Source organism: Ereboglobus sp. PH5-5 (assembly GCF_029504805.1).
Lineage (GTDB): Bacteria > Verrucomicrobiota > Verrucomicrobiia > Opitutales > Opitutaceae > Ereboglobus.
The window spans coordinates 52,534-78,064 of the sequence record NZ_JAQFIT010000003.1 but is presented as its reverse complement, the minus strand read 5'-3'; the positions used below and the strand labels follow the sequence as shown (position 1 = coordinate 78,064).

Sequence of the window (25,531 nt, the reverse complement as noted above, 5' to 3'; positions counted from 1 at the left end):
TGTGATGCGAGTAAAATAAACTAGTCAACGGCAGGCAGCCCGAATGGCTGGCGCAGTTGACGTTGGATGTCGGTGCGTTGTTTGATCAGAGAAATTGCGTCAACTTCACTGTTCGCCTGAAGGGTTGAGAGCGCAAGTTCTATTTGACGAAGTTGCGGCTCCAGCGCGCGGTTACGGATGGCGGTGAGGGCTTGGTTGGCAATGCGGCGCGGGTCGTCGTGTTCGCAGGTTTCGGCGAGGATGGCGGCGGCAAGGGCGCGTTGTTCGTCGTTTTCGGCGATTTCGTCGAGGTGGTCGCGCCCGGGCCAGTCGTTTTGCTCGAAGTGGCTGAGGGCGGTGTTGAGGAGCTGGCCGACGGGGTGGGTTTGGTCGATCCAGCCGATGCGCTCGTCGGTGAGCAGGTGCGCGATGGGCACACCGAGGGATTCGTGGTTAAGGCAGAGGAGGAGGAGGTGATACTCGGGCGTTGTGTTTTGGGCGGGAAGGGTTTGCGCGACGGCGGGCGTTTCGGGCTGCGTCGTGTAAGAGGCTCGGGTTTGGGCCTGGGCGCGATAGGCCTCGAAATCGCGGGATAGGGCGTTGATGGGGATGCGAAGGCGGGAGGCGATTTCGTTGAGATACTCGGCGCGCGTGATCTCGGAATCGGTTGCGAGGATGATATCAAAAAGGGCTCGGGCGGTGGCGTGTTTTTGCTCGGCGGAGGCCGCGGCGGGGTCGGGGAGGTGACTGCGACAGGCGAAGGTCATCGCGCTCTGGGCGTGTCGCTTGAGCTCGGCGTAGGCGGCGATGCCGCGTTCGCGAAAAAGGTCGTCGGGGTCGATTTTTTCGTCGCCCGCAAGGGCGAGGAAGCGCGTCTCGAGGCCGGCTTTGAGCGCGAGGGGCAGATAGCGGAGCGCGGCGTTTTGGCCCGCGGAATCACCGTCGAAGAGACATTCGACTTGCGGGTGATAACGGCGGAGGAGCGTGAGCTGGCTTTCGGTGATCGCGGTGCCCTGCGGGGCGATGGCGGTTTTGAGGCCGACGGACCAGCAGCGGAGCGCGTCGAGCTGGCCCTCGACGAGGACGAAGGGCGCGTCGGGCCCGACGGCGGTGCGGGCGCGGTCGAGATTGAAGAGGAGGTGGCCTTTGGTGAAGATGGGGGTCTCGGGCGAGTTGACGTATTTGGCCTCGCGCGCGGGATCGTCCTGCGGAGTGAGATCGGTCTGGCGCGCGGTGAACGCGACCACGCGACCCTGATGGTCGCGAATGGGAATCATGAGGCGGCCGCGGAAGCGGGACTTGACCGAGTGGAGGTTGACCGGGGCGTTTTCGTTGATAAAAAAAAGTCCGCAGCGGCGAAACGCCTCCTCGGAGAAACGCTCCTTGTGCAGGCGCGAGAAAAGCGCGCTGCCGTCGGGCGCGACGGCGCCGATCTTGAACTCCTCGGCAAGATCGGGCGTGAAGCGGCGTTTGTTTTTCCAATACTCGCGCATCCACTCGCCGGTGGTGTTTTTCGTGTCGGCGATTTTGAAAACCTGGTGGAAATGGTCGGCGGCGATTTCGTGGATGGCGAAGAGTTCCTGGCGCAGCGAGCGCTCCTCGCGCGTGGGGCCGGAGCCTTCCTCGTATTCGATGGCGACGTTGTAGCGGCGGCCGAGCGTCTCAATGGCCTCGGTGAAATCGAGCCCCTCGGTCTCGCGCACGAATTGGATGATGTCGCCAGCCTTGTCGCAGCCGAAGCACTTGTAGAAACCCTTGTCGGGATCGACGGTGAATGAGGGCGTTTTTTCGTTGTGGAAAGGACACAGCCCCTTGAAACGCGAACCAGCGCGCTTGAGCGTCGCCACGCGACCCACCACATCCACGATGTTCACGCGAAATTTCAGGTCGCGCAGGCATGTGGGTTTGACGATGGGCATGGTGGAAGAAAAAGGCTGAAGGACTGAAGAGCTGAAGGCTGAAGCGGAACGCGGATTCCGGGACGCGGAACGGATAAGAGCGAGCGGAAAATAATCGGCGGGCGGCAGTTGACGCGTGTTAGAACGGAATGGTTACAAGAAGTTGCGGGGATGCAAAAAATTTCCGACGGGGCCGCGTTGCACGGTGCGTGTGCGCGCCGGCGAACATGTCGGGATGTGCAAATGCGAGGGCTTGGCGGCGATTCATCGCCGCGCTTGGAAACGAACCGCCGACGCGAATCGGCACTCCGTCTTACGAGGTTTTTGTTTGCGGCCTCGGGAACAGGATCGCCGACTCGGCGACTTTGTTGCCGGTCAGTCGGGCGCCCCAGACGAGTTCGTCGCGCCAGTTGGGCTCGGTTTTGGCGCCGATCACATCGCGGATTTTCGCCGTGGCGCCGGGGATCACCGCGTAGAGGAGCGCGTTGGCGAGGCGCAGGGACTCGGCCATTGTGGCGAGCGAGGTTTTTAACGCGGCCTGGTCGGCGGGCTCGGCCGATTTGCCGAGTTTCCACGGGGCGCGTTTTTCAATGTAGGCGTTGGTCGCGGTGACGAAGGAGAAGGTGCGCTCGAGCGCGATGTGGAACTGGAAGCCTTCGTTGAGTGTGATGACTTCGTCGCGCGTTTTTTCCCAGAGGGTTTTCAGCTCGGTTTCGAGTTCGCCGCTCGCGCCCGCGTCGGCCTCGGGGATGACGCCGCCGGCGAAGCGGTTGGTCATGTTGAGCGTGCGGTTGACGAGGTTGCCGAGGTTGTTGGCGAGGTCGGCGTTGTAGCGGGCGAGGAATTGCGTTTGCGAAAAGTCGCTGTCCTGGCCGACGCTCATTTCGCGGATCACGAAGTAGCGCAACGCGTCGGCGCCGTATTGGTCGGCGAAGGCGACGGGGTCGACGAAGTTGCCGGTGCTCTTGGACATTTTGCTGCCGTTGATCGACCACCAGCCGTGCACGAGGAGCGAGCGCGGGGGCTCGATGCCGGCGGCCTTGAGCATGATGGGCCAGTAGACGGCGTGCGGCGGCACGAGGATGTCCTTGCCGATGACGTGGAAGTTGGCGGGCCAGAAACCGGGCTTTTCGGTGACGGCGGTGTAGTAGTTGGTGAGCGCGTCGAACCAGACGTAGGTGACGAAGTTTTCGTCGAAGGGCAGGGGGATGCCCCACTCGAGGCGTTCCTTGGGGCGCGAGATGCAAAGGTCGTTGAGCGGTTCCTTGAGGAATTCGATGACTTGTTTCTGGCGGTAGCGGGGGAAGACAAAATCCTCGTGCGTCTTGAGATGGTCGACGAGCCAGTCTTGATACTGGCGGAGTTTGAAGAAGTAATTGCTTTCGGTGATTTCGGTGACTTCGCCGAAGATTTCCGGCCAGGTGCCGTCGGGGTTGCGGTCCTTGTCCTGAAGAAATTGCTCCTGGCGCGTGGAGTAGAAGCCCTTGTATTCGGCTTTGTAGATTTCGCCCTTGTCGTAGAGTTTTTGGAGGATTTCGCAGACGACTTTTTTGTGGCGGGGCTCGGTGGTGCGGATGAAGTCGTCGTTGGAGATTTCGAGCTTGGCGCAGAGGTCGCGGAATTCCTGCGAAACTTCGTCGCAGAATTGTTGCGGGGCGATGCCCTTGGCGCGGGCGGATTGCTGGACTTTCTGGCCGTGCTCGTCGACGCCGGTGAGGAAAAACACATTGTCGCCCATCTGGCGGCGGAAGCGGGCGATGACGTCGGTCAGCACTTTTTCATAAGCGTGGCCGAGGTGCGGGGAGCCGTTCACGTAGTCGATGGCGGTGGTGATGTAGAAGTTGCTCATTGTTTGTGAGGGCAGGAAAAGGGGTTGGTGTGTGGTTGTCGAAGAGGAAAATGCGGGGAAGGGCGGCTAAATTCCAAATCCCGAAATTCCAAAGGAAGACAATCGTTTCGCGAAGGATTGTTTTGGGGTTTGGAATTTTGTCGGTTGGGATTTCCCCGCGCAGGGGGAGCCGTTACAACAACTGCTCCAACGCCGTTTCGAGGTCGGGATGGCGGAAATTATAACCGCTGTCGCGCAGCTTGGCGGGGATGGCGCGGGTGCTGGCGAGCATGGTTTCGTTGGCGAAATCGATTCCGTAGCGCAGTCGCAGCAGCCAGCGGGGTGTGCGCGAGCGGCGTTTTTTGCCGAGCGCGGCGGCAAGCGTGTCAACCAATTCGGCGTTGGGCACGGGGTTGGGCGCGGTGATGTTGACGGGGCCGGCGCAGGCGTGCGTAAGGATGGAATGGTAGATGGCGGCGATGGCGTCGTCGATGCTGATCCAGCTGATCCACTGGCGTCCGTGGCCGAGCATGGCGCCGAGCTTTTTTTCGAAGTAGGGGAGCCGGGTTGCAAATGCGTCGCCATCGGGCGTGAGCACTGTGCCGAAGCGCAGGCAGGCGACGCGCAAACCGAACTCGGCGGCGGCGTTTGCCTCGTATTCCCACCCGTGGCAAACGTCCGCGAGAAATCCGTCGCCTCGCGGGGCGTTTTCGTCGAGGAGCTTGTCGCCCTGTGAACCGTAGTAGCCGGTGGCGGAGGCGTTGAGGAGGGCGAAGGGACGCTGCTTGAGCGTGGCGAGCGCGGCGACGAGGGCGCGGGTCGCGCCGGCGCGGCTTTCCCAGATGAGGTCGCGTTGCGTCTGGTCCCATTTTGCGGCGGCGAGGCTCGCGCCGGCGAGGTTGATGACGGCGTCGATTCCGGTGAGCGCTTGCGCCAGTTGGTCGGGATTGAATCCGCCCGTCTTGGGGTCGCGCGCGAGGGGGATGACCTCGTGGTTTTGTGCCTGGAGAAAAGGTGCGAGCGCGCGGCCGATCACGCCCGAGGCGCCGGCGACGGCAATGCGCAGCCGGCGGACGGCTCCGTAGGCGGCGGTTTGCTCAATGTCGTTGCGCAGCGTGGCATGGCGGCAGGCGAGGTAGTGTTCGATTGTGGCGGGGGCGAGTTCGAGCGATTCGGGCGGGCGCAGCTCCTCGGTTACGGTGCAGGAGGAGGTGTCGAGCGATTTGATTGCGGTTGAAAAAATTTTCAGGGGTGTGTTCGCGACGGCCCAGTGGGGCGTGAGGCGTGTTTCCGCGCCCGGACGCGCAAGCCATGCGGTGACTTCCTCGGCGGGGCGTTCGATGCGGGTGGTGAGTGTGTGCGTGGTCATGCTTGTGGCGTTGGCGCCGCGAGGGCGCGCCTTGCGCGCATCCATGTGTGCGAAAAATTATTGATGTGCGTGTTCATAAAGCGAACGGAAACCAAGGCACGCAAGGCGCGTTCTTACAACAATTCCGTGTAGAGGCGTTCGTAGGCGCGGGCGGCGTTGTCCCAACTGTTGTCGGTCGCCATGCCGCGCGCTTGCACGGCGGCGTAGCGGGGTTTGTCGGCGAAGAGTTTGAGCGAGCGTTGCAGGCCTTCGCGTAGCGCGTCGGCGTCGGGCGCGAAGGTGATGCCGGTGCCCGCGTCGGGCGACGCGTCGGCGTCCGTCACCGTGTCGTGGAGTCCGCCGACTTGCGTGACGAGCGGCGGCGTGCCGTAGGCGAGCGAATACATTTGGTTGAGGCCGCAGGGTTCGAAGAGCGAGGGCATCAGGAAGAAATCGGAGCCGGCCTCGATGAGGTGGCTCATGCTTTCGTCGAGGCGCATGGCGAGGCCGATCTTGCGCGGGGCGGCGGCGGCGAGGTCGCGCACGGCTTGCTCAAGGCGCTTGTCGCCGGAGCCGAGGATGACGAGGCGGCAGTCGTGGTTGAGGAAAAAGTCGCGGTTGGCGAGGAGGAGTTGCACGCCTTTCTGCTCGGTCAGGCGGCAGACCATTCCGTAAACGGGAACGTCGGCGGGCGCGGGATCGAGTTGCATTTTTTTCAGGAGCCCGGCGCGGCAGGTTGCCTTGCCGGAGAGGTCGGACGCGGTGTAGCTGGCGGGGATGTGCGCGTCGGTGGCGGGGTTCCAGACGGTGGTGTCGATGCCGTTGATGAGGCCGACAATATCCTCGGCGCGCGTGGCGATGACGCCGTCGAGCCCGCAGCCGAACTCGGGCGTTTGGATTTCTTGCGCGTAACGCGGACTGACCGTGGTTACCTGGTCGGCGAAGAGGATGCCGCCCTTGAGAAAATTCATTTGCCCGTAGTATTCGAGGCCGTCCACGCCCTTGAGTTCGTCGGGGAGGTTTGTGCGGTAGAACGAGCGCATCGGGTAGAGCCCCTGGAATGCGATGTTGTGAATGGTGAAGACGGTTTTGAGCGCGAGGGCGGTGGCGGTGCGGCGCTCGGTGTAGCGGAGGAGGAGCGGGAGCATCGCGGCCTGCCAGTCGTGCGCGTGGACGATGTCGGCTTGGAGGTTGAGCTGGCGGAGTGTTTCGACGACGCCCTTGCAGAAAAAAATGTAGCGGTGGTAATTGTCCTCGTAGTCGCGCTCGCCGTTGCCGTAAACGCCCTTGCGGTCGAAGAGCTCGTCGCGGCAAATGAGGTAGATTTTTTGATTTGGCCGTGGCGAGAAAACGCGCACCTCGCCGCTCATGAAAACGTCGCCCATTTCGATTTTGAGGCGCAGGAGCCGTTCCGCGCCGGAGGCGTCGGGGTGATCGAGCACCGCGCGGTAGCCGGGAAGAAACACGCACACTTGGTGGCCGTGCTTTGCGAGCGTGGCGGACAGCGAGCCCGCGGCATCGGCGAGGCCGCCCGTTTTGACGTATGGAAAGAGTTCGCTCGCAACTTGAACGATTTTCATGGCCGCAAAAGCTAGGCGAGGTCGCGGGGTGTTTCCAACATCAAAAGAGTTACGCGGCGAACGAATTGATATTTTGAAGAGTGTTTTGCAAATCGCGAGAGCCCGTTGGCTCCGGTGGCGGCGCCGGCATCTTTGGTCGCACCGGGATGTTCGCTTGCGCGTTCTTCTACTTTGACGTTGCGGCGACTTCCGGCGAGATTGCGGGCCAGTTCATGCAAGCCGTAGCGACACACATCCACGTAAAAGGCGCCCGCGAGCACAACCTCAAGAATATCGAGGTGCGCATCCCTCGCGGCAAACTCGTCGTGATCACGGGCGTGAGCGGCTCGGGAAAATCGTCGCTCGCGTTCGACACGATCTACGCCGAGGGCTACCGCAAATACATGGAGTCGCTCTCGACGCAGGCGCGCCAGGTGCTCGAGCAATTGAAGCGGCCCGACGTCGATTTCATCCACGGGCTCTCGCCGGTGCTCGCCATCGAGCAGCGCACGGGCGGCGGCTCGCCGCGCAGCACCATCGCCACCGTCACGGAGATCGCCGACTACGCGCGGCTGTTGTGGGCGTTGCACGGCGAGCAAATTTGCCCGAAGGACGGCGGGCGCGTCACGCAGCGCTCGCTCGACGACAACGTGGCGCGCGTGCTCGCGCTCGCGCCGGGCGAGCGCATCATGCTGCTCGCGCCGCTCATGCGCGCGAAGCCGAGCGTGCTGCGCGAGGAATTGCCCCGCCTGCGCCAGCGCGGATTCCAACGCGTGCGGCTCGACGGCGAAATAAAAAATCTCGACGACGCGCGCATCGTGCCGACCGGCGCGAAGGAGATCGCCGTCGATTTGGTGGTGGATCGCCTGGTTGCAAACGAGGACCAGCGCAGCCGCCTGGCGGACTCGCTGGAGCTGGCGTTTCGCGAGGGCGGCGACCGCGCCATCGTGCTCGCGCAAAAAACCGCAGACGCGGCGGCGGGAGCGTGGCGCGAAATCAACCTGAGCCAGTCGCTCGCGTGCGAAATTTGCGGCGACGTTTTTGAGAAACTCACGCCGCGCCATTTTTCATTCAACCACACCGAGGGCGCGTGCCCTGAGTGCGGCGGACTTGGGCGCAAGATGCGCTTCGTGCCGGAACTGATCGTGCCGGACCCGGAAAAATCCGTGCGCGGCGGCGCGATCAAACCGTGGCGCATTGGCGGAAAAAATCTGATCATCAAGCACAACGCGCTGCTGAAACAACTCGCCGAGCAACTGCCGTTCGACGCCGACACGCCCTGGAAGGACCTGCCGGCAAAAACGCGCGATGTGATTCTGAACGGCGCGGGCGAGCGTTTGTTTGCGTTCAAGTTGAAACGCATGCGCGAGCCGCGCGCCATGCCCTTCCCGGGCGTGATCGCCGACCTGGACGAAAGCTGGCGCGGCACCGACAGCGACGGCTTCCGCGCGCGCCTGACGACATTCATGGTGAGCGGCGAGTGCCCCGCCTGCCACGGCGGCCGGCTGAACGCGAGGAGCAGCGCGGTGCGGATCAAGGTGGCACAGACATTCTTGTCTGTGCCCTCTGATGAGAATGCGAAGGACAAATCCCAAACGGCACAGACAGGAATGTCTGTGCTACCTTGGCTGACCTTCCCCGAATTTCTCACACTCGACGTCAACGCCGCGCACGCCGTTGCGCGCGACCTCTCCGCGGCGCTGGCGGGCAACGAGGCGTTGCGCGAAATCGTGACGGGCATCGAGCAACGCCTGCATTTTCTCGCGCACACCGGACTCGGCTACCTGACGCTCGATCGCGATTACGACACGCTCTCCGGCGGCGAGGCGCAGCGCGTGCGGCTCGCCACGCAACTCGGCATGGGACTGATGGGCGTCATCTACGTGCTCGACGAGCCGAGCATCGGCCTGCATCCCGCGGACAACGAGCGGCTCCTCTCGCAATTGCGCGAGCTGCGCGACCGCGGCAACACCGTGCTCGTCGTCGAGCACGACGAGGAGACGATGCGCATCGCCGACGAAATCATCGAGCTCGGCCCCGAGGCGGGCGTCGAGGGCGGGCGGATTTTGTTTCAGGGAACGCCGGCGCAGTGCGTCGCGCTGCCGGAGCGCGTGTCGCTCACCGGCGCGTATCTGTCGCGAAGGCGTTTTGTCGAGAAGGACGCAAAGACAAAAACGCCCGCGTCCGGCCCCGGCACGTGGCTGACCGTGCGCGGCGCGAGCGAGCACAACCTGCGCGACATCGACGCGAAATTCCCCGCCGGCCTGCTCACGTGCGTGACGGGCGTTTCCGGCTCGGGCAAGAGCACGCTCGTGAACGACATCCTCGCCGCGGCCGCCGCGCGCAAGCTGAACGGCGCGACAAAAATTTTCCCCGGCAAACACAAGAGTATCGAAAATCTGGATACGTTTGAAAAACTCGTTCAGGTTGACCAGGAGCCGATCGGGCGCAGCCCGCGCTCGAACCCCGCCACCTACACGAAGCTGCTCGACTCGTTGCGCGACCTGTTTGCGCAGGCGCCGCTCGCCAAGGTGCGCGGCTACAAGGCGAGCCGTTTTTCGTTCAACGTGCGCGGCGGGCGTTGCGAGCGCTGCCAGGGCGACGGCATGATCAAGCTCGACATGCAGTTCATGGCCGACGCCTACGCGCCGTGCCCGAGCTGCGGCGGGCGGCGCTTCAATCGCGAGACGCTGGAGATTTTGTTTCACGGAAAATCAATCGCCGACGTGCTCGACATGACGGTGCGCGAGGCCATGGCGCTGTTCAAAAACATCCCGCGCATCATGGACAAGCTGGAGACGCTCAACGCCGTGGGACTCGGCTACCTGGCGCTCGGGCAATCGGCCACGACGCTCTCCGGCGGCGAGGCGCAGCGCATAAAATTGTCGCTCGAACTGAGCCGCCGCCAGCAGGGCGACACGCTGTATATCCTCGACGAGCCGACGACGGGCCTGCACTGGGCGGACATCCAAAACCTGATGGACCTGCTCTTCAAGCTGCGCGACGCGGGCAACACAATCATCGTGATCGAGCACAATCTCGACGTGATCAATCTCGCCGACTGGATCATCGACCTCGGCCCCGGCGGAGGCGCCGCGGGCGGCGAGATCGTCTTCGCGGGCGCGCGCAGTGAAATCGAAAAACCGGAAAACACCGCGCGCTCATTAACCGGCGCCGCGCTGAAACGGTGGCGCAACGCGGGCGCGATTAAATCGTAGGGACGCTCCAGGCGCGCCCCGCGCGTTCAGCTTGCGCTGCGGGCGGCGCGTTCTTGTTTGCGGCGTTCGAGGGCGCTGAGGATTTTTTTGCGGATGCGCAGGGTTTTCGGCGTCACCTCCACGAATTCGTCGGGCGCGATGTATTCGATGGCGCGCTCCAGCGAGAGGCGCACCGGCGGCGTGAGCTGGATGCCCTTGCCTTCGCCTTGGGAGCGGAAATTGGTGAGCTGCTTGGCCTTGGTCGCGTTGACGGGGATGTCCTCCTGGCGCGGGTTTTCGCCGACGATCATGCCTTCGTAAACTTCCTCGCCGGGGCCGACGAAGAGGCGTCCGCGCTCCTGGATCGAGTCGAGCGCGTAGGCGGTCGTGGTGCCGGCCTCGGTGGCGACGAGCGTGCCGGTGAGGCGCGTGGTGAGCTCGCCCGCCCAGGGGCCGTATTCCTTGAAAAGGTGGCTCATCACGCCGCGTCCGCTGGTGGCGTTGACGAGGTCGATTTCCAAGCCGATGAGTCCGCGCGTGGTGATGTTCGCCTCGATCAGCGTATAGTGCGGATGCTTTTCCATGTTCGTGATCTGGCCCTTGCGGTTGGCGAGGTTTTGCATGATCGCGCCGACGCATTCCTCGGGAATTTCGATCCAGACGTTTTCGTAGGGTTCGAGGCGCTGGCCGTTTTCATGGCGCTCGATCACGGTGGGGCGGGAGACGAGAACCTCGTAACCTTCGCGGCGCATCGTCTCGACGAGCACGGCGATTTGCATGGCTCCGCGGGCCTTGATGTTGAAGACACCCGCGGCGTCGGCGTCGCCGACTTGGATGGAGATGTTGGTCTTGGCCTCCTTGTAGAGGCGGTCGCGGATTTGGCGCGAGGTGACGAGTTTGCCGTCGCGTCCGACGAGCGGGCCGTCGTTGACGGCGAGCTGCATTTCGAGCGTGGGCGGGTCGATGTCGGTGAAGGGCAGGGCGTGGGCGTCCTCGAGCGCGGCGAGCGTGTCGCCAATGTCAACGTCCTCGAAGCCGGAGAGGCCGACGATGTCGCCCGCGGAGGCGGCGGTGGCGTCCTCGGTGCCGAGGCCGGCGTATTCGAAGAGCTTGGTGATTTTGGCTCGGGTGCGTTTTTTGCTTTGGTTGCAAATGACCCAGACGTTGTCGCCGACGGCGATTTTGCCGGCGAGGATTTTGCCGACGGCGATGCGGCCCACGTAGTCGCTCCAGTCGATGTTGGAGACGAGCATTTGGAAGGGCTGGTTGGGGCGCGCGAAGGGGGGCGGGATGTGGTCGAGGATGACGTCGAAGAGGGGGAGCATGTCCTTGTTTTCGTCGGTGAGCTTGCGCTTCATGTAGCCGTCGCGGGCGGAGCCGTAAACGACGGGCGCGTTGAATTGCTCCTCGTTGGCGTCGAGCTCGAGGAGGAGTTCGAGCACCTGGTCGTAGATTTTTTTCGGGTCGGCGTTTTCGCGGTCGATTTTGTTGATGACGATGACGACCTTGAGGCCGTGCTGGAGGGCCTTGCGCAGGACGAAGCGCGTCTGCGCCTGCGTGCCCTCGTAGGCGTCGACGAGGAGGAGCACGCCGTCAACCATGCGCAGGGCGCGCTCGACTTCTCCGCCGAAATCGGCGTGGCCGGGAGTGTCGACGATGTTGATGGTCTTGCCCTGCCATTTGACGGCGGTGTTCTTGGCCTTGATGGTGATGCCTTTTTCGCGTTCGAGATCCATCGAGTCCATGGCGCGTTCGGCGACCTGTTGGTTGGCGCGGAAGGTGCCGCCGGCTTGAAGGAGCTTGTCAACGAGCGTGGTCTTGCCGTGGTCGACGTGCGCGATGATCGCGATGTTTCGGATGTTTTGATTCATTATCGATGAGCCTGTTTTTGCTGAAAAAGAGGACAACCATGCGACGCGCGGAGGGCGGATGCAAGGATGAAGCCCCGGGGGGGAAAGGATGATTCGCATTGGGTGTGACGCAATGCGCAAGAAACTTAGGCTTCCGTTTTGCCTGAGTTTTTTGGATGTTCGACGCATTCATGGCACGCGAACCGATCCAGTTTTACAACCGACACACAAAACAGCTTGAGACCGAAAAAATCTACAAGGAGGGCTGGCTGCGCTTCACGTATGAGAATCCCGTGGGGCGTTTTTTTCTGTGGGCGTTTGTGAAGCGGAAGTTTTTTTCGTGGCACTACGGCTGGAAAATGAACTGGCGCAGCAGCGCGCGGTATGTGCTGCCCTTTGTGATCGACTACGGGCTGGAGGAGCAGCAGGGGGAGTTTGCGAGGTCGGTTTTTGATTTCAGGACGTTCAATGAGTTTTTCATGCGCGCGCTGAAACACGAGGCGCGGCCGATCGCGCCGGGCGACGACACGGCGGTGTTTCCGGCGGACGGGCGGCACCTGGTGTTTCCCGACGTGGACAAGGCCGGCGGGTTCTATGTGAAGGGCAGCAAGTTTGCGCTGGAGGATCTGCTGGGCGAGGGGCATTTGCCGGAGGCGCGGCGCGAGCTGACGCGGAAATTTGCCGGGGGCGCGATGGTGATTTCGCGATTGTGCCCCGTGGATTACCACCGGTTTCATTTCGCGGCGGCGGGCAAGGCGGGCAAGGCGCGGCTGATCAAGGGCGCGCTGTATTCGGTGCATCCGATCGCGCTGCGCCGGCGCATTGAATACCTCGTGCAAAACAAGCGCATGATCACGCTGGTCGAGACGGATGCGTTTGGCACGATGGCGAGCATCGAGGTGGGCGCGACGAATGTCGGCTCGATTATTCAAACTTACCCGGAGGATTTTTCCGTGAAGAAGGGCGAGGAAAAGGGGCTGTTCAAATTCGGCGGCTCGTGCGTGATCACGCTTTTCGAAAAAGGCCGGATCAAGTTTGACGACGATCTGGTCGCGCAAAGCGAGGCGTGCGTGGAGACATTCGCAAAGATGGGCGACCGGCTGGGCGTGCGCGCCTGAAATGCGCTTGGTGCGCGCGGCGGGGAATTGCGGGAACCGCGCACGGCGGGCGGTTGAACTACCGCCTTCTTGAGGATGAGTTTCTTCCCGTGGCGCTTCCCGTGGACATGCGCTTAAGCACGGCCATGTTTTTTTCGAGATAGGCGTTGCCCACCTCCTCGCCGAGTTGCTCGCAGACTTGGGCGCGGATTTTCGCGGCGGCATCCATGCGAGCCTGCTTTTTCTCGGCCGCGGACAGCGTGGTGTCGGTGTTGATTCTGTGGTATTCCTTGGACGCCACATCGCGCAGGGCGTAAACATTGTTGATTGTTTCGACGGGGATTTGAAAGCGGTCGGCGGCGGCCTGAAGGCTGCGGTAATCGGAGTTTTGCGCGCGCATGTAATCGGCGTAGCGCTCATCGCCGAGCACCATCTTGATTTCCCCGTTGGCCTGCTTGAGTGCCTCGGCGCGGGCGGCGATCGCGTCACGATCACGCGGGGAGGAGACGGGATACTGGTCGCTCACGGATTTCATGACGTTGTAAACGGCGAGGTATTCCGCCTCGGTGGCGTCGATGCCGGCGAAACTGCGGCGCACGTTTATGGCGGCGGCGGAATAGCGTTGCTCGTAGGCGGCCAGTTCTTCGGGCGTGAAAATGCTTTTCAGGTCGTTCTGGAATTCCTCGTAGAGGAGCCGCTGGTTGCTTGAGTCGGAAGGGAGTCTGAAACGCGAGGCTTCCTCGCCGATCTCCCTGACCATTTCGCTGTAATCGCGTTGGAGATCCCTTAGCTGGGCAATTTTTTCTTGGGGCAAAAATGCGTAGCGCGCGGCGGTCTCGTCAGTCACGTTCGAGCCGAGCATGGCGATTGTTTCGCGGTTGGCCTGGTTGGCGAGTTCGCGCAGCTCCTTGCGCTCCTCGGCGGTGTAATTTCTTGTGCCCTGGTCGGGGCCGCGCCAGTAGGGGCCGGTTGCGCTGCGCTTGGCGGCGAGGATCTCGCGCTGGCGGTTGTAATACTTCATCCATATGAACCGTCGCGCGAGGTCGTGCGCGTTGGCGTCCGTGAACCCGAGTGCGCGGAGCTGGTCGAAGATCGTTTTTGCGTCATTTGTCTTGAGCGCCTCCGCGAGGCGCGCGGGATCGGACTTGGGGATGCCGCTTGTCGCCTGGGCGTTCGTTTGCGTGGCGCGCGATTGCCGGGCGGAATCGCGCGGCGCGACGATGCAGACGACGGCAAATCCGACATTGGCTGCGATTGACAGGGCAAGGATGACGGGCAAGGGGCGCATGGCGGGGAATGGGTTTTATTGGCGGGAGCGAAACCTATTTGATCAAATACGTGAGACAGCGCGAATTCTTAATGTTCACGATTTGTTTTTTTGCCCGGGATCACCTGGCGCGACGCATCCGTCTGGCAATCGGGGCTTTCATCCCGGCAATCCGGGGGGCAAAAGAATCACTGCTGCCCGCCCATCGGGTTTTTGTATTGGTCGTAGGCCTCGATTATTTTTTGCACAAGCGGGTGGCGCACCACGTCGGCGCCGCTGAAATAGTGGAAGTCGATTCCCTCGATTCCCTCCAGGATGCGCGACACTTCCACCAAACCGGATTGTTTCACGCGGGGCAGGTCGATTTGGGTCACGTCGCCGGTCACGATCATGCGCGAGTTTTCGCCGAGGCGCGTCAGGAACATCATCATCTGCTCCGGCGTCGTGTTTTGCGCCTCGTCGAGAACGACAAACGCATTGCTCAGCGTGCGGCCGCGCATGTAGGCGAGAGGCGCGATTTCGATCACGCCCTTTTCCGTGAGGCTCGCCACATCGTCGTTGTCGAGCATGTCGTGCAGCGCGTCGTAGAGCGGGCGCAAATACGGCAGGATTTTTTCGCGCAAATCACCCGGCAAAAACCCGAGCGCCTCGCCCGCCTCCACCGCGGGGCGCGTCAGGATGATTCGCTCCACTTTGTTTTTCAGCAAGGCGGACACCGCCGCGGCCATCGCGAGATAAGTCTTGCCCGTGCCCGCCGGCCCGATGCCGAACACGACCGGGTTTTCCTGGATCGCCTGCAAGTATACTTTTTGCCCGAGCGTCTTCGGCACGATGCTTTTGCGGTTGGTGGAGATGACGAGCGGCTTTTCAAACAGGCCGCGCAACTGCTCGAGCTCGCCCCTCGCCACCGTGTCGACGAACCGGTGAAAATCCGGCGTGCGAATCACGAGCCCCTGCGCCCGCGCCTCATTGAGAAAACCGAACAGCGATTCCGTTTGCGCAACCGCCTCCGCCGACCCGCTGATCTTGAGCCAGTCCTCGCGCGAGACGAGCGTGACTTTCAGTTTTTGCTCGGCGTGGGTGAGATTGCCCTCTCGTCCGCCGAAAAGCTGGTGAAGATGCCGCGCCGATGGAAAATGCAAAGTCTGGGAAGCCACAATTCCCAACAACTCGCGCAAAAAATCCGCCTCCGCGAGCGTTTTTTATTTCTCATGGATTTCATGCGCGCTTCACACTCGCTTCACATCCCGAATCCACCCTCAACCGCCCATGGACAAACTTCGCCGCATCATCGTTTTGCTTTTGCTTGCAACATGCGCCCGCGCCGCGGCCGGCGCGGCGTGGACACACGATGCCTACATCTGGCAGCGCAAGCCGGCGGCCCAAGTCAATGACGCGCTCCGCGCATCAAGCGGCCAGGTCAACGGCTACTGCGTTCTGGCCTCGGAGATTTCGTGGGATAAGGCGTCCCCGAAAATCGTTCGTCCTCGGTTCGATTACGCCGGACTCGCCTCGCTTGAAAAACCAATCGGCCTCGCGCTTCGCATTGGCACGCGAAACTCGGAAAAACAATTCGCGGACGCCCTGCCTCAAATTATCGCCGAGGCCTCCGCGCTTCTCGAATTCGTGCGCAACGCCGGACTCGCGCCGTCCGAGCTTCAAATCGACTTCGATTGCCCCGAGTCGAAACTCGGCCTTTACCGCGGCTGGCTCGCCGCGCTCAAAACCGCCGCGGGTGAAACTCCGCTTACCTTCACCGCATTGCCCTGCTGGCTCCAGCATGAGCGGGAGTTTGTCGACCTCGCACGGGCGGCCGACGGCTTTGTGCTGCAAGTCCACTCCCTCGACAAACCCCGCGCAATCGACGACACATTCACGCTCTGCGAGCCTGGCGCGGCCCTGCACTGGTGCCGTGGCGCCGACGGGCTCGCGGCGCGCGCAGGCACCCGCTTTCGCGTCGCGCTGCCCACCTACGGCTACACGCTCGGGTTTGATGACAAGGGCCGCTTCATCGGGCTCGCCGCGGAAACCCCTCGCGACTGGCCGCCGGGCGCGCAACTGCGCACCGTGCGTTCCGATCCCCGCGCGATGCAGGCGCTCGCGCAAACACTCGCCGCGGAAAAACTGCCCCGCGCCACCGGCATCATCTGGTTTCGACTGCCCGCTGAAAACGACCGGCTCGCATGGACCGGGAAAACATTTTCCGCTGTCATTGAAGGCGGGGAGATAATCTCGCATCTCGCAGTTGAAATCCATCGCGCCAAACCCGGCCTTGCGGAAATCGTCATCATCAATCGCGGGCACACGACCGAGCCGCTTCCGCAGCGGGTGAAAATCACATGGAGCGGCGATGCCAGTCTGGAGTCGCGGGACGGGCTTGGCGGATATAGTTTTTATTATGACCGCGACGATCCCCGCGCGCTCGTCGGCATGCGATCGCTTGCATCGACAGAAATCGCTCCCGGGCACAGTCGTGTCATCGGCTGGGTTCGCTTCGATTTTCCCGACAAAAAACCAATCACCAATATTTCCATCAATGCCACGATTCCTTGAGCAACACCATCGCATGCGGGCTGTCGTTATTGCCGCCGCCTGCTTCCTCATCCCGCACGCTCGCGCCTGCGGCCCCGACTTTCCAAACGCCTATCTTGCCGAGGGCAGCGTGAGCCTGCTGTCGGCGCCCGAGGGATATTTTGCCGCGGAGATTGAAAAAATCGCGCCGCGCAAAAAAGCCGCCGCCGTCGATTCGGGAGCCGCCCTTGTCATTGCGGCCAACAAGGCCAAGCGCGAAAATGAGCTCACCGAAACCGGCGTCCTCCGCATCGAGCTTGCCAGGCGTGGTTACGCGCAGGAGCGCATCGACGCACTGGCTGGCGAGCTGGAGTCCGCGCGCGCGGTCATCTTTGCGAAGGACTGGGCCAGCCCGCCGGTGTTTTCCGGCGACATGCCTGCGGAGTTCGCCCTCTATTTGAACGGCGCTTTCGCATACTGGAAGGGCGACCATGGAACCGCGGATAACCGTTGGAAAACCCTGCTTGCGCTTCCCGCTGACGAACGCCGCCACTACACTGTCAACGCCGCCTACATGCTTGGACGTCTCTGCGTGCCCGACGCGCAAGGGGAAGGCATTCCCGAGCGCCAGTCGATGTCCGTGGAGGCCATGCACGAAATGCTCCACGGCGTGAAGTGGTTTCAACAAACCCGCGATGCCGCCGAAGCCGGATTCGACGACATTTCGGATCTCGCTCAAGCGAGTCTCGGCTGGGAGGCGCGCGCGCATTTCTTCAACGGTTACAGCACCGAGGCCATTCACCTTTACCTCCGGCAGCACGCCGCGGGGGATCGCCGCGGCGCCGTGCTTTCCCTGCGCGCCGTCGCTCGCGACGCATTTGAATCCGCGGAATCCGAGGATGGCGCCAAACACCTTCGGCAGCTCGCGCGGGACGAAAAATCCCGCCGCGTGCTGACACTTTATCTGCTCGCCCGTTTTGGCCTTTCCCCGTGGTTCGATTATGAGGCCGGAAAAAAACTGGACCGCCAATCCCGCATCTGGGCGGGGATTTTGGACGAGGCGGAACTTCGCGATGTGCCCGACACCGACCGCCTCGCGTGGCTCGCCTATCAGGCCGGTTATTTCGATCTTGCCGCGCAATGGCTCAAGAGCGCCTCCGCCTCCTCCGTGCCCGCAAACTGGATACGCGCCAAGCTCGCGTTGCGCTCGGGCGACGCGGCGCGTGCCGGCGGGCTTCTCGAAAAAGTCACGTCCAGCCCCGAGCTGACCGGCGGGGCTCGCCCGGTTGCATGGGCGGATTTGGGGCGTGTTCGCATGGGCGCGGGCAAATATGCCGGGGCGCTTGATGCGTTTTTGCGCGGCGGGCACTGGCAGGACTGCGCCTATATCGCCGAGCGCGTGCTCGCGCTCGACGAGTTGGTGGCGTTCGTGGATAAACATTGTCCGCAACAAACTGGAACAGATGAGCGGCAATTTTTCTCGGTTGCCGAAGAGCGCGAGGAACAGGGTAAAAAAGCTCTGCGCAACGAACTCCGCCACCTGCTCGCGCGGCGACTGGCGCGGGCGAACAAGCCGGAGGATGCGAGGGAATATTTCCCCGAAAAGTTGCGGCAAATCTATGCCGCTTATGTGGATGATGTGCGCGCCGGGTTTAACGGTGAGCTCGCGCCCAGCGAGCGCGCGAAGGCATTCTGGAACGCGGCGGCGAGCCTGCACGAAAATGGCATGGCGTTGCTCGGCACGGAACTGGCGCCGGACTATTCCATTTGGGGCGGCAATTTCGAGTGGAGTCCGATAGCCGGGGCGCGACGGGATAAGTTGCGACGCGAGGGCGGCCTTGGCGCGCCGACCGCGGATGAGCTCCAGCGTGTCGAGGCGCACGCGGTTCCGCGGAAGCGTTTTCACTATCGATATCGCGCGGCGGATCTCGGGTGGTGGGCGGCGTCGCTCATGCCGAATGACTCCGACGAGACCGCGCGCATGCTCAACACCGCCGGCGGCTGGATCAAAAAACGCGATCCGGGGGAGGCCAACCGGTTTTATCGGGCGCTGGTGATTCGCTGTCCAAACACAGCCCTTGGCAAACAGGCCGCCGCGCGGAACTGGTTTCCGGAATAGAGTTCTTTATAACTGCGAAATCTTGAGCGGAGTCCTTACGCTTCCGCGATCGGTTGCACGCCGATTGTGTATTTGATGCTTTCCAGATACGCGGGGGAATAGACGTGGTCCAGGCGTTTCAGCGCGTGGGCGAGGCGGCCCTTGATGTCGAGGTCGTCGATCACATCCTTTGTATTGGGGCGTTCGAGATACGACTCGAGGTAGGCGACATGGCGGCGCCAGAGCGCGACTTCGTAACGCTGTTTCGCGGTGAGGCGCTCGGCATACCAGTCGCTTTCGAGCATGTGCTCTTTTGTGAAGAGTTCGCGGATTTCCGGCGCGTCGAGCCCCTTGCCCTCGTAGTGGCCGTGCGCCATGATGTGCAGGAGCGCCTTGAGCGGCGGGACGGCAAGGTCGATTCCGCCGTCGGCGAAATAGCTGTCGGCAACGCGCTTGTGGGTGACGCAGATGTTGTCCATGCCGTCGGCAAAGATGTCCATGTCCTGCTGCTCGGGATGGAGCATTTCGTCGGTGAAGACGGAGTGCGGATGGTTGAACACGCGCCCGAAATAAATGCGCACGAAACGCGTGGTGATGCGGTAGCCGAGCCGGCTTGAGAGCACGGGTTTGCCGTTGTGCTCCATGTCGGGCACTTTTTCCAGGCAGCCGTCGGCAATGAGCGCCTTGGCGCTGCGCTCGGCGAGCGACATGCGCGAAAACACCTCGGGCACAAGCATCGATATGTCGTGGTCGACGCGCGCCTTCGGGCCGACGTAGCCGGCGGCGGAAAGAAACACATCGTGCCCGGTGAGGATGAGCGAGATGAGCGACGCGTTCAGGTCGACGATCGGGCGCAGCGCGTTGAACGGGCCCTTGGTGAGCGCGCCCTCGGAGCCGGCGCCGGTGGTCGAAGGCGACTTGCCGGTCATGGAGCTGATGAACTCCATGAAGAGCTCGGGCAGTTCCATGTGGTGAATGGGATTGTAAACCGCGAGCGGGCGGATTTTGCCGTCGGGGGGATTGTTGCGGCGGCCGGGCACGAGGATGTCAACGGGCGTCGGCAGCGGCGCGTGGGAGGTGAGGCGGCGGTGCAGGCGCGCGGCGAGGTCGGCGAGCGCGGTGTCGAGCGGATGCAGGATGTCGGGGCGCACTTGCAGGTAGCGGGGGTTTTTCGAGGGCTTGCCGTCGATGACGCGCGGGTGCGCGGACGACACGAAATACGCGGGCGTGTTTGAAGCGATCGCGCCGCGGATGATGTCGCGCATGGGTTTGGTGTAGGCGCGGAATCCGATGGCGTCCTCCAAGAGCTTGCGCGCGTCTGATTGCATGAGCGGCTCGTAGTTGGAGAGGAAGGTGCCGGGCGAGGCGATGTCGGCCTCGGCCTGGCGGTCGTAGCCGCGATGGATGGCGTCGTCGGGGCGCTGGAAGAGGAGGGCCTCGCAGTTTTTGACAAACTTCACCGAGGTGGCGCCGGCGCACTGTTCGGGCAGGTCCTTGATCGCGGAGGCGGGCGCGACGACGGACGCGGTGATGTCGTCCTCAACCTGCACTTTTGCGACGGGGTGGAAGTCGTTGCGCAGGCCGAACACGCGCCACGAGCCGTCCTCCTCGAAGCCGACGCGCATGTTGTTGGTCACGATTTTATGGCCGTCGAGCTTGAGCTCGTAGCCGGGCATGCCGTTGATTGTGTCCACCGAGAAATGGCTGAGCCACTTGTCGCTCCACTCGGGTTTGTAGTAGCGCTTGAGGACGAAGATGAGCTGCTTGATGTGCTGCGGAATCGTGCGGAGCCAGTTGTTGTATTCGTCGGTGTAGTCGCGGCGCGAGGGCGTGAGGAGTTTGATGACGGAGCCGAGCGAGCGATGCGAGCTTAGGATGGGGCGTGTGTCCTTGCCGCGGCGCGCGGGGTCGCGAAAGCGTTGCGAGTAGTCGTGCTTGAGCAGTGTGGAGACCTGGTCGAAGTCGCGGTCGAAATCGGCCACAAAAACATTTCCGGGCAGGATTGCGTAGGAGATGGACTTGGAGATTTCCGATTTTCCGCCGCCTGAAACCGTGCTGGGCTTGTGGCAGAGCACGCCCTCGGCGAGGGTGCCCACGAGCCGCCATGTCGAGCGCTCGCCGGTGCCGGTGATTTGCTCCATGTGGACGCGGTAGCCGCTGGGGCGCATGTAGATTTTTCCGGCGAGGAGCTTGATGGTGTGAAGCTCGCCGTCGTCGGCAATCCAGGTGATCGTGCCCGCGCGCAGGTCGAAGGTGGTGACCTCGGGGATGATGATGATTTCCGGATGCTCGAGATCGAACGCGTGGCCCTCGGGCTGGAGCGTGAAGCGGCCCGGGAATTTTGCGATGACATCGGCCACGTTTTGCGCGTGCTCGTCGGTGTAGGATGAGAATCCGTCGCCGAGGTCGTAGCTCGGAAACACGAGCGCGCCGCCTGCGTGCTCCTCCTCGGTGAGGCCGTAGAGGTTGGAGGAAAAGCTGATCTGCGTTTTGACCTCCTTCTTGCAGTAACCATAGTAGTTGTCGGCGATGATGGTGACCATCACGCCCTTGTGATTGCGCGCGGTGAGCTTGAACGCGGAGCCGTTATTGTAGAGTTCCTTTTCGTCCTTCCAGCACATGCCGTCACGGCGCTGGCGCTCGGTGGCGAGGTCGTAGTGCGGCAGACCGGCGGCGTGTTTCGGGATTTGCGTGAGGTGCGGCGCGAGGATGACGCAGCCGGTGTGCCCGATCCAGTGGTCGATATCGAGCCCGGCGTCGTTTTCGGGGAGGTAGGGGTCGCCGGCGTTGCCGAAAATGCCCTCGACAAAATCGAGGTTGCTGACGAGCGAGCCGGGCGCGAAGAAGCGCATTTCCATGCGTTTCTCGTCTATGAACCCGTGCACGGCGGGGCACACGAGCGGGCGCAGGTGCAGCGAGACAAAACACCCCGCCTCGCGCACGCGGTTTGCGGTGAACGGCAGGCGCATGAGTTCGCGCGGCGGTTCGAAGGCGAGCGCGAGCATTTTGCCAAAGACGCTTTTCGGCACGGCAAACTTGTCGTCGGGGATCGGCAGTCCGCCCTCGGCGACGTGGAACACGCCCTTCGTGGTGCGGCGGTCGTTGGCAGGGTTGTGAAGCACGCCCTGGCGAACGCGATAGCTTTTGACGAGCGGGGAGCTGAATTCGTCGCCATCGGCCGGCAGCGAAAGCGCGCGCGCGAGGCCGGGCTGGTCGAGGATGAACGTGCGGTTGGGCAGCTTGGGAACGCCGCCGACATCGGAAAGATACGAGTCGAGCCAGGCCTGGATGCGATGGTCGACAGGGGAAAGCGGATCGGAAATTTGGCGCGTGGTTTCGCGAAAGCGCGCGACGATCGGCGCGGCGAGATCGGTCATGGCAATGTCGGCCTCGTCAACGGGCGGGCAGCCGAGCAGCGAGAGCCGCAGATTGATCGCGTGGTGCAGTTGGTTGGAATCGGTGATGTTCTCTGGCATGACAAATAGTGCTCGAATGTTTTCTTTGCAGTGCGAAACAAATAGCGTGAGAAGCCGATATTGTTTGAAAACATTCGCATAATACAACCGCGTAGTTGCCGCGCCAAATCGGGCGGGGTTCGCGGGGAGCGGTGCTATCCGGGGCTCCGGATGCCGTCCGGGCGGCGGAATCCTCCGCGCTTGCGGGCCGCCCCGCCCCGTCAGGCCTCAGCCATGCGCGCGTTGTAGAAGGCGTTGCAGAGCGCGGTGATCTTGGCGGCGTTGTCCATTTTCGACGCCTCGTGGACGAGTTTTTTCGCGTCCGACATTTTCATCGCGCGCACGAGGTATTTCACCGCCGGGATCAGCGACGAGGCCATGCTCAATTCGTCCACGCCGATGCCGAGCAGGAACGGCACGTAAAGGGGGTCGCCCGCCATCTCGCCGCACACGCTCACCTTGATTTTCGCCTTGTGCGCCTGTTCGACCACGTAGCTCAGCATCCGCAGCATCGATGGATGCGCGGGTTTGTATAGGTGCGCGATGCGCTCGTTGCTGCGGTCGATCGCGAGCAGGTATTGAATCAGGTCGTTCGTGCCGATGCTGAAAAAGTCCGCCTTGGGCGCGAGTATGTCCGCCGTGGTCGCCGCGCTCGGAACCTCGATCATCGTGCCGACGGGCATTTTTTCATCGAAGGCGACTCCCTTTTCCCGCAGCTCCGCGCGGCATTCGTCGAGCAACTTGTTCGCGTCGTCGAGTTCCCCGGTGCCGCTGATCATGGGATACATGAGCAGCACCCTGCCGTGCGCGCTCGCCCGCAGGATCGCGCGCAGCTGGTTCTTGAAAATCTCCTTGTGCTCGAGGCAGAAGCGGATGGCGCGCATCCCGAGGAATGGGTTCGCCTCCATCGGAAACAGCCCCGATTTCCCGTTCATCAGCTTGTCGCCGCCGAGGTCGAGCGTGCGGATGGTCACAATCTCGCCGGCCATGTTTTCGACCACGGCCTTGTATGCGCGGTATTGCTCCTCCTCGCTGGGCATTCGCGATTCCTGCATATACAGAAACTCCGTGCGATAAAGTCCGACGCCCTGCGCGGAATAGCGGCGGGCCATGTCCAGCTCGGCGCTGTTAATGCCCTCGATGTTTGCGCGCAAAATCACTTCCACGCCGTCCTGTGTGACCGACGGAAGGCTGACCGCGTCGAGCATGCGCTGCTCCACGCTTTTCCGCGTGACCTGGATTTTTCCGTAGCGATACAGCGTCTTGTCGGAAGGGTTGATGATGACCGTGCCCTCATAACCATCGACCAGCACGGAGTCGCCCTCGACGATGCGCTTGGTCAGGTCGCGCGTGGCCACGACCGCCGGCACGCGCATCGTGCGGGCCACGATCACCGCGTGGCTCGTGCGGCTGCCCGAGTCGGTGACGATGGCGAGGACTTTGTCGCGATCCATGCCGACGGCGTCCGACGGTGAAACGTCGTTGGCAACCACGACGCGGTTGCCGGGAAAATTGTTCAGTGTCTGTTGCGCGCGGCCGAGCAGGTTTTGCAGGACGCGCTGCGCCACGTCGCGTATGTCGCCCGCGCGCTCGCCCAGGTATTCGTCGTCGATTTCCGAAAACGCCTTGATGTAGCGCTGCACGACATTGTTGAAGCACCACTCGATGTTTTTTGAGCTCGCCTCGAACTCGCGCTCGGTTTCGCCGATCAGGGCCACGTCCTCGAGCACGAGCAGGTGCGCGTCGAATATGCGCGCCTCGTCCGTCCCCAGGTTTTTTTCAACCTCGTTCCTGATTTGCTGGATCTGCTGGCGCGTGGCGACCAGCGCCCTGTCGAAACGCTCCATCTCCTCCGCGCGCTGTTCGGGGCTTATCTGGTATTCCGGCAGCTCCAAGTCGCTTTGGATGTGGAGGAGTATCTGCCCGTGGGCGATGCCTGGTGACGCGGCGATGCCATGGATTATGATTTCAGGTGTGTTGCGCGCATCCATGTGTGTGTTGTCGTGTCGTTGCAAATAAAAGCCGGGACGCGCGAGAATAACGACCACCCGCCCACTGCGGTCAATCTTGCGTTTTGGAAATTTTCCTACCTCGCCAGGGGTTTCAGCAGGGCGAATTTCCCGCTTGCGGCGGGTGTTATCGTGCGGCGGCGGAACAAATTCACTCGAGCGCCGCCGCCCAGCGCCGCCGCGAGCGCCGTGTCGAGGTCCTTCGGCGCGTGGCCGTCCGCCACGTAGTGGAAATCCCAGCGCGCGTCGCCCGTTTGCACGAGGCTGTAGTGCCAGCACTCGAAATCCGCCGGTATGGCCGCGTCGATTTCCGTCGGCGAAATGATCGCGCCGTCGCTTTCGCGGAAATACAGCCCGCCCTCGCGCCCCAGCAGCCGGTAGCCTTGCGCGCAACGCCGCACGATGTCGCCCGTGTGGTAGCGCAACAGCGGCATCGCCTCGCGCCCGCGCGTCGTCACGTAAATCTGGAAAACATCCGGCGTGCCGCGATACGGCGCCAGCTCCACGAATGCGTTTTCATCGATCACGCGCGAGTCGTCCTTGAACGCCGTGCCGACAAAAATATAACCCGCTTCCGTCGAGCCGTAGAGATCGACCTGCGGCGCGGGAAACGCCTCCGCGACGCGACGGCTGTGCTGCAGGCTCGCCTTGCCGTAGGTGAGGATGACGACCTTCACGCTCGGCACCGAGACCTGGCGTTTTTTCACCGCGCGCGCCAGCAGCGACAAATAAATCGGCTCGCCCTCGATGATGTCGGGTTTCACCGCCTGCAACTCCGTGACGATCCGGTCCCATTCCGCCTCGGGAAACACAAACGGGTCGCTCGAAAGATTCAGGTAAACCGTGCCGTCGAAATACCGGTTCGGAAACGGATGATCCTCATACGGGCACAGATTCGACGAGCAGCCAACCGGCGCCAGCACGCACTTGCGATGCGGCGCGTCGGCAAACGGCGCGAGCAGCGGATGCGCCCGATACGCGCGCCGCGTCTGCTCGTTCCACCAGCCGTCCTCCATGATCACCGTCATCGGCCCGGCGGTCGTGCCGGAGGTTGATTCGTATTCAAATTTTTTCTCCTGCAAACCCCGCTCAATCACCCGGTAGTCCTCGAAAAAAGCCTCATGCCCGCGCTCCACGATTTCCTGCTTGGAAAGCGCCGGCACGTCCCGATACCACGCCCACGACAACGGCTCCCCGCCCAGCGCGAACCGCCGCCCGTAAAGCGGGCTGCGTCCGTAAATCCTGCGGATTTCGGTTTCCAGCGCGGCGGGCAAAAACTCGCCGTTCCCCGTGTTCCCCGTCGCGCCCAACGCCCCGGGCGCGTTGGCGAAAAGAGGCGCGGCCTCAAGCACATTGGAAACGTCGTTGGTTGCGGGATTCATTGTTTTGAAAGGACAAAACGACAATCTATCAAACAAGTCAAATGACCCGTCCG

Annotated in this window: 14 protein-coding genes; 4 read left to right on the top strand and 10 right to left on the bottom strand. The window is 62.5% G+C overall.

Annotated features, from left to right (window positions below):
• Positions 1 to 20: 20 nt before the first annotated feature.
• The 4 genes from dnaG to glgA form a co-directional block, all read right to left on the bottom strand.
• Positions 21 to 1,898 carry a DNA primase gene (gene dnaG / locus M2103_RS02565; protein ID WP_277508546.1) on the bottom strand — a complete coding sequence of 626 codons (1,878 nt, stop codon included), beginning with the start codon at positions 1,896 to 1,898 and terminating at the stop codon, positions 21 to 23.
• Positions 1,899 to 2,190: 292 nt separating this feature from the next.
• Positions 2,191 to 3,726 carry a methionine--tRNA ligase gene (gene metG / locus M2103_RS02560; protein ID WP_277508545.1) on the bottom strand — a complete coding sequence of 512 codons (1,536 nt, stop codon included), beginning with the start codon at positions 3,724 to 3,726 and terminating at the stop codon, positions 2,191 to 2,193.
• 172 nt (positions 3,727 to 3,898) lie between these two features.
• On the bottom strand, positions 3,899 to 5,119 hold the full coding sequence (locus tag M2103_RS02555; protein WP_277508544.1) for a TIGR01777 family oxidoreductase: 1,221 nt from the start codon (positions 5,117 to 5,119) through the stop codon (positions 3,899 to 3,901).
• A gap of 68 nt (positions 5,120 to 5,187) precedes the next feature.
• The gene (gene glgA, locus M2103_RS02550; protein WP_277508543.1) at positions 5,188 to 6,633 is read right to left on the bottom strand and encodes a glycogen synthase GlgA; all 1,446 of its coding nucleotides are present in this window, start codon (positions 6,631 to 6,633) and stop codon (positions 5,188 to 5,190) included.
• A 146-nt stretch (positions 6,634 to 6,779) separates the two neighbouring features.
• On the opposite strand from glgA, the gene uvrA reads away from it, so the two are divergent.
• Positions 6,780 to 9,830 (top strand): excinuclease ABC subunit UvrA, encoded by a 3,051-nt coding sequence (gene uvrA, locus M2103_RS02545; RefSeq protein WP_277508542.1) that lies wholly within the window; start codon positions 6,780 to 6,782, stop codon positions 9,828 to 9,830.
• Between the two features lie 26 nt (positions 9,831 to 9,856).
• On the opposite strand, the gene typA is transcribed toward uvrA, so the two are convergent.
• Complete coding sequence (gene typA, locus M2103_RS02540) at positions 9,857 to 11,680, bottom strand: translational GTPase TypA (protein WP_277508541.1); 1,824 nt, start codon at positions 11,678 to 11,680, stop codon at positions 9,857 to 9,859.
• Positions 11,681 to 11,835: 155 nt separating this feature from the next.
• Here typA and asd point away from each other — a divergent pair, with 155 nt between their 5' ends.
• Positions 11,836 to 12,777 (top strand): archaetidylserine decarboxylase, encoded by a 942-nt coding sequence (gene asd, locus M2103_RS02535; protein WP_277508540.1) that lies wholly within the window; start codon positions 11,836 to 11,838, stop codon positions 12,775 to 12,777.
• Positions 12,778 to 12,835: 58 nt separating this feature from the next.
• Here the strand turns inward: asd and M2103_RS02530 are convergent, their stop codons facing one another.
• Both M2103_RS02530 and M2103_RS02525 read right to left on the bottom strand, forming a co-directional pair.
• On the bottom strand, positions 12,836 to 14,044 hold the full coding sequence (locus tag M2103_RS02530) for a hypothetical protein (RefSeq protein ID WP_277508539.1): 1,209 nt from the start codon (positions 14,042 to 14,044) through the stop codon (positions 12,836 to 12,838).
• 167 nt (positions 14,045 to 14,211) lie between these two features.
• Positions 14,212 to 15,180: a PhoH family protein gene (locus M2103_RS02525; RefSeq protein WP_277558546.1), complete on the bottom strand. Its 969-nt coding sequence runs from the start codon at positions 15,178 to 15,180 to the stop codon at positions 14,212 to 14,214.
• Positions 15,181 to 15,292: 112 nt separating this feature from the next.
• Between M2103_RS02525 and M2103_RS02520 the strand changes: the two genes are divergently transcribed.
• Together M2103_RS02520 and M2103_RS02515 are read left to right on the top strand one after the other, a co-directional pair.
• On the top strand, positions 15,293 to 16,576 hold the full coding sequence (locus M2103_RS02520; protein WP_277508537.1) for a DUF3142 domain-containing protein: 1,284 nt from the start codon (positions 15,293 to 15,295) through the stop codon (positions 16,574 to 16,576).
• Positions 16,560 to 18,653 (top strand): hypothetical protein, encoded by a 2,094-nt coding sequence (locus M2103_RS02515; protein ID WP_277508536.1) that lies wholly within the window; start codon positions 16,560 to 16,562, stop codon positions 18,651 to 18,653. Before M2103_RS02520 ends, M2103_RS02515 begins: the two co-directional genes overlap by 17 nt.
• A 35-nt stretch (positions 18,654 to 18,688) precedes the next feature.
• Here the strand turns inward: M2103_RS02515 and M2103_RS02510 are convergent, their stop codons facing one another.
• The 3 genes from M2103_RS02510 to M2103_RS02500 form a co-directional block, all read right to left on the bottom strand.
• Complete coding sequence (locus tag M2103_RS02510; protein ID WP_277508535.1) at positions 18,689 to 22,108, bottom strand: hypothetical protein; 3,420 nt, start codon at positions 22,106 to 22,108, stop codon at positions 18,689 to 18,691.
• Positions 22,109 to 22,308: 200 nt separating this feature from the next.
• Positions 22,309 to 24,078: a phosphoenolpyruvate--protein phosphotransferase gene (gene ptsP, locus M2103_RS02505; protein WP_277508534.1), complete on the bottom strand. Its 1,770-nt coding sequence runs from the start codon at positions 24,076 to 24,078 to the stop codon at positions 22,309 to 22,311.
• Positions 24,079 to 24,173: 95 nt separating this feature from the next.
• Positions 24,174 to 25,478 carry a CoF synthetase gene (locus M2103_RS02500; RefSeq protein ID WP_277508533.1) on the bottom strand — a complete coding sequence of 435 codons (1,305 nt, stop codon included), beginning with the start codon at positions 25,476 to 25,478 and terminating at the stop codon, positions 24,174 to 24,176.
• Positions 25,479 to 25,531 lie beyond the last annotated feature (53 nt).

Coding starts and splice junctions, on each gene's coding strand:
- dnaG (WP_277508546.1), bottom strand. CDS start 1,898: ATGCCCATCGTCAAACCCACATGCCTGCGCGACCTGAAATTTCGCGTG.
- metG (WP_277508545.1), bottom strand. CDS start 3,726: ATGAGCAACTTCTACATCACCACCGCCATCGACTACGTGAACGGCTCC.
- M2103_RS02555 (WP_277508544.1), bottom strand. CDS start 5,119: ATGGATGCGCGCAAGGCGCGCCCTCGCGGCGCCAACGCCACAAGCATG.
- glgA (WP_277508543.1), bottom strand. CDS start 6,633: ATGAAAATCGTTCAAGTTGCGAGCGAACTCTTTCCATACGTCAAAACG.
- uvrA (WP_277508542.1), top strand. CDS start 6,780: ATGTTCGCTTGCGCGTTCTTCTACTTTGACGTTGCGGCGACTTCCGGC.
- typA (WP_277508541.1), bottom strand. CDS start 11,680: ATGAATCAAAACATCCGAAACATCGCGATCATCGCGCACGTCGACCAC.
- asd (WP_277508540.1), top strand. CDS start 11,836: ATGTTCGACGCATTCATGGCACGCGAACCGATCCAGTTTTACAACCGA.
- M2103_RS02530 (WP_277508539.1), bottom strand. CDS start 14,044: ATGCGCCCCTTGCCCGTCATCCTTGCCCTGTCAATCGCAGCCAATGTC.
- M2103_RS02520 (WP_277508537.1), top strand. CDS start 15,293: ATGGACAAACTTCGCCGCATCATCGTTTTGCTTTTGCTTGCAACATGC.
- M2103_RS02515 (WP_277508536.1), top strand. CDS start 16,560: ATGCCACGATTCCTTGAGCAACACCATCGCATGCGGGCTGTCGTTATT.
- M2103_RS02510 (WP_277508535.1), bottom strand. CDS start 22,108: ATGCCAGAGAACATCACCGATTCCAACCAACTGCACCACGCGATCAAT.
- ptsP (WP_277508534.1), bottom strand. CDS start 24,078: ATGGATGCGCGCAACACACCTGAAATCATAATCCATGGCATCGCCGCG.
- M2103_RS02500 (WP_277508533.1), bottom strand. CDS start 25,478: ATGAATCCCGCAACCAACGACGTTTCCAATGTGCTTGAGGCCGCGCCT.